The organism is Enterococcus sp. S53 (assembly GCF_016516865.1).
In the GTDB taxonomy this organism is placed as follows: domain Bacteria; phylum Bacillota; class Bacilli; order Lactobacillales; family Enterococcaceae; genus Enterococcus_D; species Enterococcus_D innesii.
The window spans coordinates 1-19,446 of record NZ_JACVUH010000001.1 but is presented as its reverse complement, the minus strand read 5'-3'; the positions used below and the strand labels follow the sequence as shown (position 1 = coordinate 19,446).

The 19,446-nt window shown below is 40.0% G+C and carries 17 protein-coding genes and 1 riboswitch; of the genes, 1 reads left to right on the top strand and 16 read right to left on the bottom strand.

Annotated features, from left to right (window positions below; translation table 11 throughout):
- Window positions 1–54: 54 nt before the first annotated feature.
- Window positions 55–230, bottom strand: a riboswitch (M-box (ykoK) riboswitch).
- 288 nt (window positions 231–518) lie between these two features.
- From IAE45_RS00085 to IAE45_RS00030, 12 genes are all read right to left on the bottom strand, one after another.
- The gene (locus IAE45_RS00085; protein WP_200124389.1) at window positions 519–2,414 is read right to left on the bottom strand and encodes an endonuclease MutS2; all 1,896 of its coding nucleotides are present in this window, start codon (window positions 2,412–2,414) and stop codon (window positions 519–521) included.
- A 356-nt stretch (window positions 2,415–2,770) separates the two neighbouring features.
- Window positions 2,771–4,300 carry an alkyl hydroperoxide reductase subunit F gene (gene ahpF / locus IAE45_RS00080; RefSeq protein WP_077453467.1) on the bottom strand — a complete coding sequence of 510 codons (1,530 nt, stop codon included), beginning with the start codon at window positions 4,298–4,300 and terminating at the stop codon, window positions 2,771–2,773.
- Between the two features lie 9 nt (window positions 4,301–4,309).
- Window positions 4,310–4,873 (bottom strand): alkyl hydroperoxide reductase subunit C, encoded by a 564-nt coding sequence (gene ahpC, locus IAE45_RS00075; RefSeq protein WP_005226227.1) that lies wholly within the window; start codon window positions 4,871–4,873, stop codon window positions 4,310–4,312.
- 308 nt (window positions 4,874–5,181) lie between these two features.
- Window positions 5,182–5,385 (bottom strand): hypothetical protein, encoded by a 204-nt coding sequence (locus tag IAE45_RS00070; RefSeq protein WP_034871989.1) that lies wholly within the window; start codon window positions 5,383–5,385, stop codon window positions 5,182–5,184.
- Window positions 5,386–5,538: 153 nt separating this feature from the next.
- Entirely contained in the window at window positions 5,539–6,495 is a 957-nt protein-coding gene (locus tag IAE45_RS00065; RefSeq protein WP_200124387.1) for a permease prefix domain 1-containing protein, read from the bottom strand.
- Window positions 6,492–6,824, bottom strand: coding sequence for a PadR family transcriptional regulator (locus IAE45_RS00060; protein ID WP_077453470.1), 333 nt, complete (start codon window positions 6,822–6,824; stop codon window positions 6,492–6,494). Before IAE45_RS00060 ends, IAE45_RS00065 begins: the two co-directional genes overlap by 4 nt.
- A 183-nt stretch (window positions 6,825–7,007) precedes the next feature.
- Complete coding sequence (locus IAE45_RS00055) at window positions 7,008–7,979, bottom strand: siderophore ABC transporter substrate-binding protein (RefSeq protein ID WP_077453471.1); 972 nt, start codon at window positions 7,977–7,979, stop codon at window positions 7,008–7,010.
- A 24-nt stretch (window positions 7,980–8,003) separates the two neighbouring features.
- Window positions 8,004–8,762 carry an iron ABC transporter ATP-binding protein gene (locus tag IAE45_RS00050; protein WP_081118730.1) on the bottom strand — a complete coding sequence of 253 codons (759 nt, stop codon included), beginning with the start codon at window positions 8,760–8,762 and terminating at the stop codon, window positions 8,004–8,006.
- Window positions 8,759–9,703: an iron chelate uptake ABC transporter family permease subunit gene (locus IAE45_RS00045; protein ID WP_140965567.1), complete on the bottom strand. Its 945-nt coding sequence runs from the start codon at window positions 9,701–9,703 to the stop codon at window positions 8,759–8,761. The genes IAE45_RS00050 and IAE45_RS00045 overlap by 4 nt, the downstream gene beginning before the upstream one ends.
- Window positions 9,700–10,650 carry an ABC transporter permease gene (locus tag IAE45_RS00040; RefSeq protein ID WP_077453473.1) on the bottom strand — a complete coding sequence of 317 codons (951 nt, stop codon included), beginning with the start codon at window positions 10,648–10,650 and terminating at the stop codon, window positions 9,700–9,702. Before IAE45_RS00040 ends, IAE45_RS00045 begins: the two co-directional genes overlap by 4 nt.
- A 637-nt stretch (window positions 10,651–11,287) precedes the next feature.
- Window positions 11,288–12,652: an FAD-dependent oxidoreductase gene (locus IAE45_RS00035; protein ID WP_081118732.1), complete on the bottom strand. Its 1,365-nt coding sequence runs from the start codon at window positions 12,650–12,652 to the stop codon at window positions 11,288–11,290.
- Window positions 12,649–14,118 (bottom strand): helix-turn-helix domain-containing protein, encoded by a 1,470-nt coding sequence (locus IAE45_RS00030; protein WP_170920147.1) that lies wholly within the window; start codon window positions 14,116–14,118, stop codon window positions 12,649–12,651. Before IAE45_RS00030 ends, IAE45_RS00035 begins: the two co-directional genes overlap by 4 nt.
- A 162-nt stretch (window positions 14,119–14,280) precedes the next feature.
- On the opposite strand from IAE45_RS00030, the gene IAE45_RS00025 reads away from it, so the two are divergent.
- Complete coding sequence (locus IAE45_RS00025) at window positions 14,281–15,384, top strand: SLC13 family permease (RefSeq protein ID WP_200124385.1); 1,104 nt, start codon at window positions 14,281–14,283, stop codon at window positions 15,382–15,384.
- A 131-nt stretch (window positions 15,385–15,515) separates the two neighbouring features.
- Here IAE45_RS00025 and IAE45_RS00020 read toward each other — a convergent pair whose 3' ends face one another.
- The 4 genes from IAE45_RS00020 to IAE45_RS00005 form a co-directional block, all read right to left on the bottom strand.
- On the bottom strand, window positions 15,516–16,232 hold the full coding sequence (locus IAE45_RS00020; RefSeq protein ID WP_096742643.1) for a class I SAM-dependent methyltransferase: 717 nt from the start codon (window positions 16,230–16,232) through the stop codon (window positions 15,516–15,518).
- Window positions 16,233–17,240 carry a zinc-binding alcohol dehydrogenase family protein gene (locus IAE45_RS00015; protein ID WP_200124383.1) on the bottom strand — a complete coding sequence of 336 codons (1,008 nt, stop codon included), beginning with the start codon at window positions 17,238–17,240 and terminating at the stop codon, window positions 16,233–16,235.
- Window positions 17,241–17,311: 71 nt separating this feature from the next.
- Window positions 17,312–18,373, bottom strand: coding sequence for a hypothetical protein (locus IAE45_RS00010; protein WP_200124381.1), 1,062 nt, complete (start codon window positions 18,371–18,373; stop codon window positions 17,312–17,314).
- Entirely contained in the window at window positions 18,345–19,256 is a 912-nt protein-coding gene (locus IAE45_RS00005) for a hypothetical protein (RefSeq protein WP_081118738.1), read from the bottom strand. Before IAE45_RS00005 ends, IAE45_RS00010 begins: the two co-directional genes overlap by 29 nt.
- Window positions 19,257–19,446: the final 190 nt, after the last annotated feature.

The window sequence follows — 19,446 nt, the reverse complement described above, 5'->3', positions numbered from 1 at the left end:
TCCATCAAAAGAAAAGCAAAAAAGTCTCACTTCTCTTAGGACGTCAGACTTTCGCAGCAATCTCATCGTCCGAGTTTTAGCACTATACAACGTAAAGAAAGTTCTTTCCTTTCTTAGCTATTTTATGAAAAGCCTTAATCCGACAATTCCTGTTCTACACATTGGCGTCTTTCGACGTTTCTGCGCAATAGCTTATGTTTGTATAGGAGCCTCACCTAACAAGGTTATATGTTATTTTTCAATCCAATATGAATGGTACCCTTCCTCGAATAAAGATACAACCTATTCTTTGTTATTTTTATTTTTCTTTAACTTTTCTTAAAGAAATTAGATATTTCGAATATTTTCCGACCTTTAAAGAAAAAACAATGAAAATCATTCAATCAACACCGGATCCCCTTCAATAATATACGTTATTAAAAAACGGTCATTCCAAAAAAAAGACAGTTCTTTTTCTAAAGATTGAAAAAGAACTGCTTTCTTGATTTGCACTGTCTGAATAAATATATCCGTGCCGATCAATCAAATGATCGTTTGGCTTGACGCTCTTGTGCTGCTTTTCTTAACTGCTTTTGCGCTTTTTTAGACCCACGTTCAATATCTCGGGTAAATTTACGTTGAGCAAAATCGAAAAATAATTGATCTAGATCATAGCCGTCTGGATAGAGTGCTTCTCGTTTTGTGAGAAGTTGCAATCGTCGAGCAGCAACAACGAAAAATTGTTTCTCAATCGAAATTTTCGCTTGCCCCTGTTCTAAATATTCATAAAAGAGTCCCCGTTTTTCATGTTCTGCTGAAAAGACTTGGTCTCCCTTTTGGAAAATGTGCTCAGGCTTTACTTCCTGCGGATCGGTTCGTTTTCTGGTCGACACAAAAGGCTGCTTTTCAAAAGAATAGGATTTATCCTTTAAATACTCCTTAGCCGTTTGTACGACCTCAGCTGGAATCGCCATTTTTTCGGCGATCCAAAACGCATTACTTTCACCGACCGCATTGGTCAACAAGCGGTATTTGGGCGTCAGTGTTTTGGCATCAAACGCCATCGCTGCCGTTTCAAAGTCTTGATGGTCAAGGGCAAATTGCTTGATTTCACCATAATGAGTCGTGGCGATCATTAATGCCCCTGAACGATAGATCGATTCCATAATGGCGATTGCTAAAGCCGCCCCTTCATTTGGTTCAGTCCCGCTGCCAATTTCATCCAACAAAACGATACTGTTCCGGCCGGCATTCGTCATGATCTGTGCAATATTCGACATGTGTCCAGAAAAGGTACTTAAAGAATTTTCTAGACTTTGCTGATCCCCAATATCCATCCAAAGACTTTTTAAAAACGGTACACTGCTGTTGCCATTATGCGCTGGAAATAAGCCGTAATGTGCCATCGCACAAACGAGTCCGACGGTTTTTAAGACAACCGTTTTACCACCAGCATTCGGCCCTGTGATGACCATACATCGGTTCTCTTCTCCTAGTTTTAAAGATAGAGGAACAGCATCAGTGCCCAGTAAAGGATGCCGGACTTGATCAAGAAGCAAAACTTCTTCTTCAGTGATCGCTATCGGTTGCCCATTGATTTCCCGACAATACTTTCCGCGAGCAAAAATAATATCTAGTACCACTAAAATATCAAGACAGGCAAATACTGCATTCATTTGTTCGGCGATCGCCCCGGTCAATTCTGATAAAACTTGGTATTGAGCGGCCGTTTCTTCCGCCTGTGCCAAGATCAATCGATCATTCAGACGGGCAGCTGCTTCCGGTTCAATAAAGACAGTCGCACGCTTATTGGAACGTTCGATGATCGTTCCTTTAAATTGCTGTTGGAATTCAGCGCGCACGGGTAACGTGTATCGATCATTCTTTTTGATGACACGATTTTCTTGTAAATAACGACTTTCTTTAAAAAACTTTGCAAAAACTTTTTTCAGATCAGCTTCATATTTTTCGATCGTACCGCGAATTTTCCGCAATTCTCGGCTGGCATTACTATCAACCTGACCATTGCGAATCTTTTGGAAAATCATTTCGGCGATTTCAGAAAAGTCTTCTAAACCTTGCGCATATTGATGCAATTTTGGGGCGATCGATTGATTCTTTTCGAACAATTGACGGATGATTCGAAAAGACCGTAAAAAGTCTCCATATTCGATAAGCTCCTGTGGTTCTAAAACAAACCCTTTTTCAATTTTCTCCGTATGGTGTAAGACATGCTGCAGCCCCATAAAAGGCACTTGACGACCGGCGGCTAATAGCGCCATCGCTTCAGTGGTCTCTGTCACTCGTTTTTGTGCAGAGTGGATCGTAGCTGCTGGTTTTTCATTCGCAAAGCGCGCTTTGCCGTAATCGCTGATTATTTTTTTACTTACTTGTTCTTTGATTTGTTCAAATTCAGTTGCTTTTGGTATATTCATGTGTGATCCTTTCTTGTGCCTGAGGATCCCGATAATATCCCCGTCCAAAAAAGTGTACAAAAAAAGCGACAGTCTCCCATCACCTGATTCATCAATAACGATTTTTATCGGTATCTACAGGCACAACAAATAAACAGTCTGTTTTTGCTTATTTGTTTTAATTGGCTGGTTAGATACCTATGACACTCATCAATATACCTCTTTCTTTTTTGAACGAGTTTTTTTCATTGTAATATAGAAACTGTCCTGCTGTCAACAGCCTTAAAATTCCCTCATCCACAAAAAAACGTTCAGGAGCTCCTAGAAGTTCCTGAGACGTTTCTGATTTAAATCATATATGAGTAGCTGTTGACTGCTTACGAGCGAATCAGATGATCAAACGCACCTAACGCAGCAGTAGCACCTGAACCCATTGAAGTGATGATCTGTTTGTATACACTATCGGTACAATCTCCCGCTGCAAAGACGCCTTCAATGTTGGTTGCGCCATGTTTGTCTACCACGATCTCATTACGCTCGTTTAAAACGATGCGGTCTTTTAACCATTCAGTATTCGGCATTAAGCCAATCAAAATGAAGACACCCTCCACAGCTAATGTGAATTCGCCATTCGTTTCGCGATCAACGTAGGTCAATTGTTCGACATGATCGGATCCAGCAATTTCCTTCGTTGCGGCATTCGTAATAACAGTCACATTTTCTAACGTGTTCAAACGGTTTTGTAGCACAAGGTCCGCTTTTAGTTCTGGTAAAAATTCAAGAACGTAGACATGTTTTGCCATGCCAGCTAAATCGATCGCTGCTTCGATCCCAGAGTTTCCGCCGCCAATGACAGCAACCTCTTTCCCAGCAAATAACGGGCCGTCACAATGTGGACAATAGGCAACACCTTTATTTTTGAATTCTTTTTCTCCCGGAACATTGATGTTGCGCCAGCGAGCACCGGTTGCTAAAATAGCCGTTTTGGTTTTTAATACTGCGCCATTTTCTAATTCAACTTCGATGACATCATTGCGACGAATATCCTTGGCACGCTGCCCTTTCATGACATCGACTTTGTATTCGTTGATGTGCTCTTCTACCTGACGCATTAATTTTGGTCCTTCGGTATAAGGAGTACCGATCATGTTTTCGATACCAAGGGTTTCCATCACTTGGCCACCCATCGTTTCTACGACCATCCCGGTATTGATACCTTTACGCGCCGCATAAATCGCTGCACTTCCACCTGCAGGTCCGCCACCGACGACCAAAACATCGAAAAGCTCTTTTTCAGCAAAGTCATCTTTACTCGTTGGACCAGCTGCTTTTTCCAATAATTGTTCGATCGTTTGACGGCCGCTTGCAAATTCTTCGCCATCTAGAAAGACTGTTGGCACAGCCATAATTTTTTTCTTGTCAATTTCTTCTTTGAACATCCCACCTTCAATCATGGTGTGACTGATGGAAGGATTTAGCACTGCCATAATGTTTAACGCTTGAACAACATCCGGACAGTTATGGCAGGTCAAACTGACATAGGTTTCAAAATGTAATGGCTTATCGATCGCTTTGATGCGCTTTTGTAGTGCTTCATCAATTTTCGGCGGACGACCGCTTACTTGAAGCAATGCTAAAATAAATGAAGTGAACTCATGTCCTAACGGTAAACCAGCAAAAGCGATGCCGCTTTCTTCACCGGGACGATTGATCGAAAAGCTTGGTGTTCGTTTACTTGCTACAGCTTGAATCGTGATTTTTGGCGACATTTCTGCGATTTCTTCTAAGAATTCACGTACTTTTGTGGAAGAATCATCCTCACCTAAACTTGCTGCAAAAACAACCTCTGATTCCAGCATCGCTAAATACTGGGTCAGTTGGTCTTTGATTGCCTTATCTAATGCCATGAGAGCCTCCTAAATCTTGCCTACAAGGTCTAAGCTTGGCGTTAATGTTTCTTCGCCTTCTTTCCATTTTGCAGGACATACTTCACCTGGATGAGTACGAACATATTGTGCTGCACGGATTTTATCAATCAAGCCACTAGCATCACGACCGATACCATCCGCATTGATTTCAACCGTTTGTACCACACCATCTGGATCGATGATAAATGTACCACGTTGAGACAAACCTGATGCTTCGTCTAAGACATCAAAGATTTCTGAGATCACATGAGAAGGATCTGCAATCATGATATATTCGATTTTATTGATGGCATCAGAATGATCATGCCACGCTTTATGTGTGTAGTGGGTATCCGTTGATACAGAATAAACTTCTGCGCCTAATTCTTTTAATGATGCATATTGGTCTTGCAAATCTTCAAGTTCTGTCGGACAAACAAATGAGAAATCTGCAGGATAAAAACAAACAACGTTCCATTTTCCTTTAAAATCTTCTGATGAAACATCGATAAATTTTCCATTGTGGTAAGCTTTCGCTTCGAATGAACCAATCTCTTTTCCAATTAATGACATATCATTTCCTCCAATTAGAATAATTATTTGAGAATAATCTCTATTAATTATTAGTATATCTAACTATAAAAAGCAATAGTATATTCAGAAATAGTCAAAAAAAATGTTATCCTCCTCAGAAATGAGCATATTTATTTTCTATTCAAAGCAAATGGAGTATAGTAATAAGTTTGGTTAATCATATCTAAGCAAAGTTCCTACCTGTTAGATTCTCAATTACATCTCCTATTCTCAATTAAACAAAAAAAGATTGCCTCTTCCTATGATTCCTCACAAAGTAAAGTAAGTCATAGAAAAAGACAATTTTTTTATTTAGTATTGAAATAATTGAACAATCCACCGATCGTTCGCTCCCTCAACGTGATCCGCTTGCCGTCTAGAAAAACTTCTTCGACTGGGTAATGGTCTTGAAAAGGTGGGACTTCCAAGTATTGGCTCGCAAGAAAGCGCTCCGGGGATTCAACTGTTGTTACTTCTTTGCTGCCATTTTTCAGATAATGAATTTCTAACATATCCATTGCCTCTTTTCTTGTATTCTGAACTTTTAAAAAAGCAATGAGAACATCTCACTTCTCGCCGTTCTTTTTTACTTAATTCAGTTACAAGGCGTATTATAGTCTTCCTTTTTTTAAAAGTAAAGAAAGCACTCTCGGTTGAAACGTCTCTTATTTTTTGGCTTTTGTCTGACCAATAAAGTAGTCCTCTAAGACCCCACCGATAACAAAAATGACCCAAGAGTAAGCCCATGCATGAAACATGAAGGACCAAAGCATGTAAACGACCAAAATCACTGGCCAATAGACTGTTCGAAAAAAGGTAACTCTACCAGCGGATTCGCCATATTTATGACGTGTTGCTCGATCACCAGGATGATCTTCGTCGCGAATAAAATACGTTTCCGAAGCCAATTTCGCAAACCCTGCCCGAATAATACTTACATAAATAATAAAGAACACACCTACTGCAACCGTCAAGAAAAATAGCGCTATACCGAATTCGACAGAGTAATAAATCAGCTCACTTAACAGTACAGGCGCAATCGAAAAAATGCAGGCGCCAATTCCTAAAACGAGACCAATTCGAAAACTTTTTTCATAATTTGCGAGTTGCTGAGCGGCTTCTCGTTTAGCATCCCTTTTGATCGGACGATCATCCAACTGTTTACGAGCACCGGAAAAGTGCAAACTGCTAGAGATGATAAAACCAACCCCGATGGCGATAAAAAGGATCATCACCATTACACCAAATAATTCCGCATAGAAACTAACAAAAAGCATCAAAGCTGCAAAAGCTGCGATACAAAAGCCGATTCCCAAAGACAACGAGAAAGCAAAGTGGCGCACAGTTCCCCAATAATCAAATGCATCATCTTCTGTGATAGCATCGGACCAATCATCAATTGGTTCTTCTTTAGAAACATTTAATTCTTGCAGCAATTCATCCACCGAACCAAACTCACTGATCACCGCACCGATGGCTTCGTGTTCACTTTTCCCTTGATGGATTAATTCCAAGTAGTGGTCTTCCATAATGGCTAAGAGGTCTTCTTTTGCCCTCTTCATTTCCGGTGTGATGGGTACTGATAAAAATAAGCTGTCTAAATAGTCATGAATGGTTTTCATTTTTCTCCTCCTTGTAAGAACTGGTCAACGACGATCTTTGTCTGTTGCCACTCCAATCGTTTCTGTGTAAGGCTCGCTTTTCCGTCTGCAGTTATCTGGTAATACGTCCGCTTTTTGCCATGCGTCACTTCTCCAGGATAGGAACGAATCAATCCTTGTTTTTCTAGCCGAGTAAAAGCGGAATACAACGTCGTTTCTTTGATCACATATACGGCATCCGTTCCTTCGCGAATACGCTTGGATATTTCATATCCATAAGAATCTTCTTTTGAAAGAATGGATAAAATGATTGCGTCGTTATAGCCGCGAATTCCGTCACTCGAGATCACGCAATCGCCTCCTAAATTACTTCATCTGTCGTACTAATTATAAAACAATTACTACGACAGGTAAAGTAAAGCTGGTAAAGTTCTCAAAAATCAGTCGTAGGTCCTAGAAAATGAAAAAAAGACACGCATTCTCAGTAAACTGATACGCGTGCCCCTTGTTACTTGATTCTTGTTCTCACATACTTATTCAACGGCTGGTTTGACATCATCCATCATTAATTGGATCGACTCCAATCCGGAACCAGCTAAATACCAAACTGCAGCATCCAATTCAATCACTTGATCGTTTTGCCCAGCATTTGTTTCTTGTACGATTTCGTTTGCAACAAATTCACTTTCGCTTTCATTACCACCGATCGCTTTTGTCCGATCAATCACGAAGATGACGTCAGGATTTTTTTCAAGCAAGTACTCATAAGAAATACTTTGTCCATGAGTTGACGCCTCTAGCTCTTCATCAACTGCCGGAAAACCAAACGTATCATATAGGATACTGTAACGAGATCCTGGACCGAAAGCGGAAAGATTGCCTTCATTCACCATAACTACCAAAGCTTTTTCGTCAGCGCTTTGTGCTTGCTCTTTCAAGGTGTTGATCTGTGTTTGCAACGAATTCAGCTGTTCTTTCGCTTCTTCTTCCACACCGAAGATTTGTCCGATAGCCGTAATATTAGCTTCGATCGATCCCCACGTATTACTATTGTCGACGCTTAAGAAAACGGTTGGCGCAATGGCAGATAATTCTTCTTGAAAATCACGTTGCCGACCTGAAATAATGATTAGATCCGGCTGTAATTGATTGATTTTCTCTAGATCCGGTTCTTTGATTCCCCCTGCTGATTCAACATCTGCATACGCTGATAAATAATCTGGCAGATTGCTGGTTGCTGCAGCAACGACTCGGTCTCCAAGACCAAGGGCATCCATTGTGTCTAATGCACTGTTGTCAAAGACAACAACTTTTTCCGGCGCATAAGGAACAGTGACAGTCCCATTGCTGTCCGTAATCTCGACTTCTGTCGGCGTTTGTGCACTTTCTTCTACTTGGGTTTGGGCTGTCCCCGTTGAATCTGTTGTCCCTGTATTATTTGATCCGCAAGCGGTCAACCCCGCTAGTACGAAAATACTCATAAAACTTACTACTATTTTTTTCATTTTTTCCTCCTTAGAAACAAAATTTTATTGGAAGGTGTAGCAAAATTGCCGCCCATCCACTTGTACCAGTTTGATTGGAATCTCATATAGTGCTTCTAATACCTCTTCTCGAATCACTGCCTCTGTGCCAGCTGCTTTAAAAATCTGACCATCTTTCATAGCGACGATGTGATCGGCATATCGTGCTGCAAAATTAATGTCGTGCAAAACGATCACAACGGTTTTCTGATACTCTTCCACCAATGTAGTCAATAATTTCATCAGCTGGTTGGCATGTTTCAAATCTAGATTGTTTAACGGTTCGTCCAATAATAAATAATCGGTATCTTGGGCTAAGATCATCGCCAAGTAAACTCTTTGCAGTTGCCCACCTGAAAGTTCATGGATCGATTGACCAGCATATTCGGTGAGAGATAACTTAGACAAAGAATCATCAATGATCACATCATCTGCTGCCGATTGTCGTCCCCGGTTATATGGATAACGACCAAATGCCACTAGTTCTCTTACGGTCAGATTGACAGCATAGCGATTGCTTTGCTGCAAAAAAGCCATTTTTTTTGCTAGCTCTTTGGATTTCCATTGACGAATCTCCGTTCCATCCAGATAAATATCACCGGTGCGCTGATCCAACATCCGACTGACTAAAGAAAGCAAGGTACTTTTTCCGGCACCATTGGGCCCAATGAAAGCAATCATTTTCTGCTCCGGCAACGCTAAGGAACATTTCGTCAAAACTTGTGTTTTTGCATAATTCTTGGATACATTTTTGGTTTCGATCATGATTTTTTCCTTTCCAGCAGCAATTTGCTTATAAAAAAGATACCACCTAATAATTGGATCACGGTGCCGATGGTCGTTTGCCATTGAAAGACCTGTTCCACTAGGAATTGACCTCCTACCAACAGGAGAAAGCCAATCAAACTACCACCGGCAAAGAGCCAACCGTGACGATAAGTTGGGAAAAGCTGATAGGTGATCGTTGCCACCACAAATCCTAGAAAAACTGCTGGACCAACTAAAGCAGTGGCAGTGCCTGTCAGTAAAGCAATCAAAAATAAAACACCTCTATGAAGCCATTGAACAGAAACGCCTAAACTTTTGGCCTGTCCGCTTCCTAAATGGAGCAAATTTAATTCTGGAATCAGCAGAACCAGACAGATACTCCCTACCAAAATGATCGCGGCAGCAATCAAAAGATGTTGGGTGTTTATATTGCCAAAACTGGCGAATAAGCGGCCTTGCAGCAAATCATATTCATTTGGATCCATCAATACTTGTAAAAAGGTGCTGAGACTACCGAACATCGTGCCACAGACCATACCTGCCATCAATAACAAAAATAGTCCGGCGACTGCTTTTTGATAGAAAAAGCCAATCAAGAAACTTCCTAGAACGGCAGTTAAACCGACAGAGAACAAAAACATCGCTGCTGTTTCTTGGCTTAACATCTGAATCCCACCGATAAAAAAGAAACAAAGGGTTTGAACAAGGACATACAATTGATCTAAGCCTAAAATCCCAGGGGTTAGATAGCGATTGCTCGTCAGTGTCTGTAGCGTGATTGTACTAAAGGAGATTGCAATGGCAACTAAAGCAAAAGCCATGATACGACGCCCTCGTAATGCAAAGGCAAAGGACCAGTTACCATAGGTGTTATAGGTTAGATAGGCCATACATGCACAAAGGATTAGAAACAACAAGAGAAAGAGTTTTTTCTTCATCGAAATTTCCTCCCCAGAAGCAAAATCAAGAAACAGCACCCACCCAGTACGCCGGCGACAACACTGACCGGCATTTCATACGGCGCGATGACGACTCTCGCCAATACATCACACAATAACAAGAACGCGCTTCCGGCAAAGCTGATCAAGACCAGATTATTTTTCAAATGATCCCCGAAGACCATGCCGATCATATTTGGGATAACGATCCCTAAAAAAGGGATTTGTCCAACGGTCAGTAAAACGACACTGCTGGCAAACGCCACCAGAGCAAATACAGCAAAACGCAGGAACAAGTAATTGATCCCCAGACTCTTAGCCGCACTTTCACCTAAACCGGCGATCGTGATCTCATAAGCTAAGAAATACAGCAAACCGAAAACCGGAATCGTCAAATACAAAAGTTCATACTGTCCAACCATAATGGTGGCAAAATTTCCTTGTAGCCAAGAAGAAACGTTTTGAACCAATTGGAAACGATAGGCTAAGAAGCTACTAATAGCACCGATGATATTACCGAACATCACCCCTGTTAAAGGCAGCATCATTGGATCTTTCTTTGGTAGAAATTGGCTTAAAAATAAAAAGAACAACACCCCTGCATAAGCAAACACAAATGCTGCAGTCGTACGAATCAAATTTGAGGCATTTGGCAGAAAGAGCATAACCAGCAAAATTCCTAAGCGAGCGCTATCCGTCAGCCCAATCGACTCAGAGGCCACAAATTTATTTTGCATCATGTGCTGCATGATTTTTCCACAGATACTAATGATCCCACCTGCAATGATCAAACTGATCGTCCGTGGAAGTCTAACTTTTACCAAAACAAGCCAATGATTCGGATCACCCTGCTGTAAACCTGTTAAAGACAATTCATGGGTACCTGCCAACAAAGAGCAACCCACTAGAAGAATAAAGATCAGCAGTAATCCGATTTTTTTCAACATGCCCCGCCCCCTCGTTATTGAGAATGATTCTCACTCTCTTTAATAGGGTAACGTATTTCACTTAAAATCACAAGAAGTTTTTTAAAAAAATCCCTTTCCCATCGCAATTTTTGGAAAATGAGTATGCGAGGAAAGGAAATTATGTGATGTTTTTCTCTTATAAACCTGCCGATAAGCGTATTCTTATCTCAAGGATGTCTATTTTATCCTTTGGATTATAAAAATACTTACGAATGATACATTCACTTTCTGAGTATCATTCAATAACAGATCACTTAGATTTGCACTTGTTTTCATCTATTGAAAACCATGTAAAATCACCACTTACCCAAGATGATGTATTTTATCAGTTAAAAGCAAATGACGTGTGTCCCCTCCACCTAAACAATCATCGTCTATCAATAAAAATCTATAAGCAAAAGCAGTTCAGTCATCGAACAAGCTTTATCGTTTTCGTTTCGAGATTCTTCATCAAAAAAAATCATGATAGTAGTTGACATCGACCTCCAACAGCAGCCCACCTGATTTTTAATTACCGAAACCAGTCACTGATGGAAAGCGATAGTCTTCCTTGATTATCGTTACGTGCAAAAAAAATAAACCTACGATGATCGTAGGTTTACCAAGGTTACATACTTTACTTTAACAAGCCATCCAGGGCCAATTGATTCAAAAAATGCAACGGAAAAGAAATGGTAGGATTAAAAAAGTAATCCATTGTTGCTAATTGGTGCAAGGACGTTTTGCTATTGATTAACGTTGAAATCGTGTTGATGATCTCTAAACTTCCACGATCACTCGTGATGATTTGCCCTCCCATGATTATTTTCGTTTGCTGATCAAAAATCAGTTTTAAGGTTACTTCAAAATCCTCATCTGTCGCGAAAAATGTCCGAGAATGAAATGTCTGCGTCACTGAATCTACTTCAAAGCCGTAATACGGTGCCTCAGTCTCATTGATACCTGAACTGCTGACAAAATAGCCAAACAATTTACTAACAACCGTGCGCTGCATTTTGGGAAAAGGAATTTTCGTCGTTCCCTGCTCATTAGCCAATACATTGGTAGCAGCTACGATCCCCGTCCGATAAGCATTAGTCACTAAAGGGATATACAAAGAGCTATCCGAATGATTGAAAGGAATCGAGACGAGATCGCCGATCGCATAGATGGATGGATCAGACGTTTGCAAGTATTCATTTGTAAATACCGTGCCATCGAGATTTAGTTTTAAAAAGTCTTCTACTAAGGCGACATTCGGTCGCGGATTTACAGCATAAACGACTACATCAGCTTGAATCTGGGTTCCATTTGAAAGCTCAATTCCTTGATATTCGCCCTTCTCGTCTTTGATCGTATGGGCAACGTTGCTGTTAAGATAAATTTGTAAGTTCTCTGGAAAACGTTCCATCAAAATTTCTGCAACTTCATGATCAAAATACCGGAACAACAGCGTATCCATTCGATCGATTAAGTGAATCGCTTTTTGCTGTCCACTTAACGATTCCGCCAATTCAAACCCAATCAGGCCAGCGCCGACGATCGCCACGGTTTGCGCCTTTTCGATTTTTTCTAGTGCTTGCTTTGATTGACCAATCGTTTTGTAGGTCGTTATATGTGCTTCAACATCTGAGGCGAACTCCGAGCGGAAAGTACTCGATCCCATCGCTAAAATTAAGCCATCATAACTCACTTCATCTTCTTGTCGATATGATTCCGTTGACGTCACAAATTGAACCAGTTTTTCTTGCGGAAAAATGTTTATGACTTCACTGTTCAGCATCACATTGATTCCTTCTGAAAGAAGCTCGCTAGCAGTTGTGGTCCGTGAGTCTTCCAGACGCGAGATATATCCTTCTAAAACTAAATTCAAGCTGCTGGCAACGTAACCAAGGACACCTGATTTTTCTATAATAATCACATCGACTTTGGGGTCAACTTTTTTTAAATGACGGGCAGCAGCAATTCCTGCATGAGAGCCTCCAATAATCACTATTCTCATATCTTTTCCAACTCACTTTCAAGGTTCTCATTGCGTATTTCATCCACGATTTGATGAAGTCGCTCTTCTTCAAATGGGGTTGCACCACCTGTTAAAATCAATCGCTTCTTATAACGATAGCCTTCCGAGATCTCAGAATGATCAACAATCAATAAATCATAGTCCTTCTCCTTCGTCCCATCGAAGTGAATATTCGGATAGCCAGCCAATTCTTTGATCAAAAAACGCCGCAAAAAGCCACTGCGTAATCGTGATTGAGTCAACAAAATGCCTACGGTAAATGCTTTTTCCTGTTTTACTTGAATCCATTGACGGATCAAAAGCAATTCATTGGTTAAATGCTGCTTTTTCTCAAGAGAAAAAGACTGGTTTACGTTTTTCTCCAACTGTTCGATTGCTTGTTGTGCCACTACAATCAAGCTTTCATTCGCAACACTTTGCGGCTGAAATTCAGCAAAAGCAATAATGCCGCCATGAATGTATAGCGCTTGGATCGTTACGCTGGTTAAGAAGACACCCAACTCCACTGAAGTTTCTGCGGACTTTCTTTCACTATCACCGATCGCCTGCAACAACTCTTCATTTAATGCTTCGATTTCTCGGAAGAAAAGTGACTTCTGGCTTAATCCCTCCTCTGAAGGACCAATCAAGCCTTCTGCTAGTAAAAACAAATAGAAATAAACCGTTTCATAATCGCTCCAGGAAACCGCAAAACGACTGAGGTAGCGTCCTAAGATATTCCGCAGAATCTGGAACATGGCTTCATTTTCTAGAGACTTTAATAGGTGATACGAGGCTTCATGCTGCTGTGAGCCACGATAATCAAAACGAGCTTCCATAATGCCTAGCCATAACCCAACTTTCCAACGCTCAGCTTGACTAAACGTTGTCTGTAACTGTTTTTCAATAACTCGAATCAAATTATTGATGGCTGGAGCATTCAAGCGGGTAATCAATTCTTCATTGGGATAACTTTGTGAAAAAAATTGATAATAGAAAAAACGAATTTGCTTTTCATCCCCAATTAATTTTTTATTTTTTAATTGGATATCGAACTCTTTCAATAATTGATTGATGGCTTTGAATCGACGAAACAAAGATGCTTCACTCAACATGAGTTCTAACATCATTTTCGTCGTTGACTCATCTCGATGAAAAAACAAATAAGACAAAATCTGAAAATCGATCGCCTCTGACAGATACGAATAAAAGAATTTTTTTAGTGAGAAATCAAGCGGAAGTGTTAACTGTACTTGATCATTTTCTAAATAAGTCAATGTCGCATCCTCATGGAAAGCGACTAAATTCTGATGAAGATTTTGAAGCTCTTTTTGCAAAGTGGGGGCGGAAATGGATAATGTTTTTGCAAGTTTCTTATAAGAGATCTCTGAGCCATTCTGAAAAAAAACAGCTAAAATCTGAAAATGAACCTGCTGATTTTTTTCAAGCAGCTGCATAACATTCATTTTTGAACCTCCTTCACCTTTCACATACTAATTTCCCAATTAATGACTCATTTGTCAACTATAAAATTTGCCTGAATGACTTTGAATTAGACGGATAAAGCGTTATTTATTGTTCCTAAAGCGCGGGAATGGTAAAATTCTTGAGAAGAAAGGTGGTGAACTATGGGAAAACGAATGTTAGCATTTTTTCGAGCCGATCGATTATTTTCGATTTCCCTGCTACTAGCACTCATTGCTTGTTGTTTTGGCACCTTCCGTTGGTCGTTTATTGACTTCAAAGTGATCTTGTCGCTGTTTGGATTAATGCTAGTGATCAATGGGTTGGAAGAAGCTGGCTTATTACGGGTATTTGGGCAAAAATTGGTGGAAAAGAGCCGCAGTTTGCGGGATTTGATTCGTGCAGTCGTTCTTCTAAGCTTTTTTAGTTCGATGTTCTTAACGAACGATGTAGCTATTTTAACCTTATTGCCCATCTATCTGCTTTTAACGAGACAAGAACAACAGCGAACTAGTGTCATATTAGGCGCCGTCTATTTAATCGTAGCAGCCAATTTAGGAAGTAGCCTTTTTCCCTTTGGAAACCCGCAAAACTTATTTTTATTTTCTTATTATCACATCTCACTAGGACAGTTCATGTGGACAACCGGTACTTTCGTGGGGTTTTCCTTACTATTACTGCTTGTTTCGGTTCAGCTTATTTCAAAATCGCCTCTAGAAATCACTATTCAAGAAGACGCCTATGAAAAAAAAACAGCGATGCGCCATGCAGGCTTGTTTGTTATCATGATTTTGGGTATTTTTAGTGTTCTACCCATCTCCATAGCCGTTCTTATCGTCGTAGCCGTGGTTTGGTTCAGCAATAAACGGTTATTTTCCAAAGTTGATTATCGTTTATTGCTTACCTTCATTTGCTTCTTCTTGATCGTTGGCAATATTCAAGACCAAACGTGGATCACCAATCGCATTCGACCGTATTTTCAAGAAACACATCGCGCTTTTTTAGGCAGTATTTTACTCTCTCAAGGAATCTCTAACGTTCCAGCAGCGATTTTGATCGCTCCCTTCACCGACTTGGAAAAAGCCGTTCTTTTAGGGGTCAATGTCGGCGGATTGGGTACATTGATTGCTTCACTAGCCAATTTGATTGGCTATAAGTTACTGAAACAAGCTCGAGCCAAAGAAGCCAAAGCATTTCAAAAATGGTTCTTAATCGTCAATCTTCTTTTCTTACTGATCTTAGGAACGACTGTCTATCTTTTCTTATAACAAAAGCGATGCAAAACGAGATTCCAGCATAAGGACATTTGCAGCCAGTAGTCAAAAGAGGCATAACTACTGTTTCTGTTTTTCGCTCTTATGTCAGAATCTCGTTTTTTTTTGATCTCTTTGAGGGATTACTATCGAGATAAAAGAAGTTCAAAGGTTATTTTCGTATGGCTTTCAACAGTCAGCGATTCACCAAAGATACGTTGAACCATTTGTTTCCGCTGTTCCAATGAATACTCATCCTCAAAATAAAGATGAAAGAGATCCCGATCGATCTCTTCTTTCACCATATACTCAAACTGGCAGCTCCGCCATTCAATTGCCTCTTCTGATAACCACTTCTTGTAGTAGGTATTAAGCTGTAACTCTTTTTCAGCTACGGGGTCTTCTTCAAAGGGCTGAAACACATTTTCGACTTCAGCGATTGTTCTAAGAATAATCAATTGATCGGTTTTCTTTCGCAACTGCAGCAATGTCTTTTTGTCTCTTAGTGCTGGATTCATGGCCATGAAAATACAGGGCCAGTGCTGGTCCGTCGTTAAAAAGTCGCTTTGGCTCTGTTGGATCAGGTGTAGTTTATTCTGTGGATCATCAATCGTTTCTTCAATTATTCTAAGCATTTCCTTTGAAAAATCAATCGCATAATACTCATTTACATAAGGATAAAATGCGGGGATATAGCGACCCGCACCAGCAGCAAAGTCAACAAAAATAGATATCGGGAACACTTGCTGCTCCAATAAGTAAGCAACTACCTCTTTCGCAATCTGCAATGAAGACTCCTGCTGGATTTGTGCATAATCTTGAGCAAACTCATCCCAAAACAGGATTGCTTCCTCTTCTTCCATCTATAAGACGCCCCCTGTAATCACAGTCTTGCCTTTATTTCCCCGCTCAACCGCTTCGGTACCGAGTTTTAAGTTTTCGATCGTGATTCCTCCATCAATCGTTTGGACCGCAGTGGTGTGAATTTTGCCATTAACTAACAGCGAAGCGATTCGTTTTAAGATCGCTCCTTGGGTTTCAAACATCAGTTGAGCATCTGTTTTGGCAAACATGTACTCCCAATAAAAATCGATGCTAAGGTTTTTAAATGGGTTTAAATCGAGCGCTTCTTTCGTATTGACGATCATTCCGACTTTACCAAATGGGACGATTGCTTTCGTTAATTGTGGCAAATAGGTGGAGGCATCATAAAAAATGGCAATGGCTGAAAAAGGTTTGTTTATTTGTTCGGCTAAAGGTAAACGGTGATTAAGAACATGATCCACTTGATTGTTTTTTAGCCACTCGTTGTTTCTAGGACTAGCAGTGCCATAAACGGTTAAACCTGCCCATTTTGCTAATTGTGCAGCGATCGAACCCACACCGCCGCTGGCATTGATCAACAAAATCGATCCTTGATTGGCGTTTTCTTCAGGAATATATCCAAATTTTTCAAATAGCAATTCCCATGCGGTTAAACTCGTTAATGGTAAAGCTGCAAGATCACCGTCAGAAAAGCCGGCTGGTGCCTTTGCTGCGATTCGAGAATCAACAGCTTGAAACCTTTGATTCGCACCAGGTCGTTGTGTGGTTCCGGCATAGAATACCCGATCACCAACGGCAAAGCCACTAACTGCTGAGCCGATTTCTTTAACGATCCCAACGGCATCATACCCTTGGATCTGGAAATCTTCACTTAAAACAGTCATTTGCCGACGTTTCGTATCGATTGGATTGACCGAAACTGCTTGTACTTCCACCAGTAAATCATGTGTTTGGCAAATCGGTATAGGAATTTCCTTTTCAGTAAATACTTCTAGATCATCTAAAGATCGTCCTTCATAAAAACCTAGTGCTTTATTTTTCATCATACTGCTCCTTCCAAAAAAAGTGCTGAATAGTTATAAAAACCATTCTAGCACTCTTAACCAATTTAGAACATTTATTCTTCACCTTTTACCACAAGTGGAACTAAAAACGGATAGCTTGTGAAGAAATCTAATAAGGATCGCTTCCATTGATCTGAGTCAATCGTTAGTAAAGTGGACTCTGTATACAAATGGATCGTCAATCGTTGATTTTTATCAAGTAAAATAAGAATTTCGCCTTTGTTTTCTGTGATAAAATCATATTGCTGATTCTCCATCGTGATAATAAAAATTTGATCGAGAACTTCTGCTGCAACAGGAAAATCTGTTTCCATATCGACAGCTAAGGTTTGGGTATTGTCGATCAAGCTTGGTGAAACCGTAAAGCCTAATTCTTTTAAATGCGCCAATACCAAGTTGACATCATAATTAAAAAGCGAAAGCTGATTGACCGAGAAAATATTCTCCGCATGCCATTGACTGATTAAATGCAAAATCTGTTCATCATTGACAACCACCGACTGGGAGTTTGAATTGATAGTCAACAATGGCAAATAACTGGATTGATACGTAGAATTGACTGGATTTAGTTTAAAACTAAACTCGAGCTCCTTTGTTTCTGTTAAACGAAAACGGACATTGAAATGCTTTGTCTTCCATGTATCATAGTTATCGGTAGCAGTTAAATGAATCGTTTTTAATGGTTTCAAGAATTCATAGGCATAGTATTCAAGCAATGTCTTTTTGGCGATCACCGAAATATCTTGATCTGTTAAAATCAACTGACGGTAATGAGCAAGCAATCCAGAAAAATCAGCTTCCATGATTGATTTTCGCAATTTTAAATCAGCTAGTTCGTTTTCGGCTTGCTCAATAAGCGATTCGATTCGTTGGTGATCTTGCGCTTTTACAGCGTAATAATCATCTTCGTAGTCAGATTCTTCTTCCGCTGAATCAAACGAATCATCCGCTACATTTCTACTATCTTCTACTAAAGGACCGTCATTCACTAAGTCCGTCGCATTTGTTGGTACGTTTACCTCAACTTCATTAGCGCCTTCTGTTTGAATCTCTAGCGTCGGTTCCTGCTCCAGCAGCTGTGATTCATCAGGATTTGTCTGCGTTTCTTTCGTCAATATCAGTCAGCTCCTTTCCCGTATAGTGAGCTAAGAAAGCCATTATTTTTGTCGTAAATTCATCAAAAGAACCAAAAAAAGTATCAATTTGACGAAATTCTTTTTCTACGATCGCTTTCTTTAAGCGCAATGTTTGATATTGCTGCTGTAGGCGTTCTTTTTCAGCAAAAACCTCTTCATTATTATTTGAATATCTTTCCCATTCTCTACGTTTGGCTTCTAATGCTTTTCGCTCAGAAGTTAAATGTTCTAGTTCTTCATCGATTTTTGTCCGATTGAAAAAACCCTTTGATTCAGTTAATTCATTTTCGGCTTCCGTAAGTTGATCGATCTGATTTTGGATTTCCTTTACCTCAGATAACGCTGTGATCCGTTTGGCTTCTAGTTTGTCCATCTGCTGTTCGATTGCTGTCAGCATCTCACGATTACCTCGTTGGAACTTTTCCCACTCTTCATCTATCTCAGGGATAACAAAAATTTCGGGAATACTCGCATCGATACCAATCGTCGCTCGCTCATGATAATAGGTTCCTAACTTATAGTAATGCACCGTAGGAGATATTTTGGCACAATGCATCATAAATGGGAAAGCTTGGGTGAAGTTATCGTGGAACTTCCTTGATAACAATTCATCAATCTCATGATTTTGATTTGATGTTTCTTTTAACTGTTTGTGCAATCGACCATTATATATACGATAAATTTCAGGAATATCCTCTTTTTCGATCGCTACTTCAAAATCTTGCAGGTCTTGCAGCATTTGACCGATATTTTTTGAGGCTACTTGTTTGATATCGCCAAAGGATATTTCTTCATTCGCTGAAACTGAAACAACGTCTTGATCTTGAACAACATTTTGTTCTTTTTTGGCATCGTCAGTCATATGATCCCTCCTAAAAATACTTCACTACTAGTGTATCATTTTTTTCCATAAAAAGTTATTTTAAGTGATTGTTTTTAGAAAAATGATACATCGTTGTAATAACAAAAAAACACATGTCAATTAAGACATGTGTTTGGCTGCGTGGCGACGTCCTACTCTCACAAAGGGAAACCCTTCACTACAATCGGCG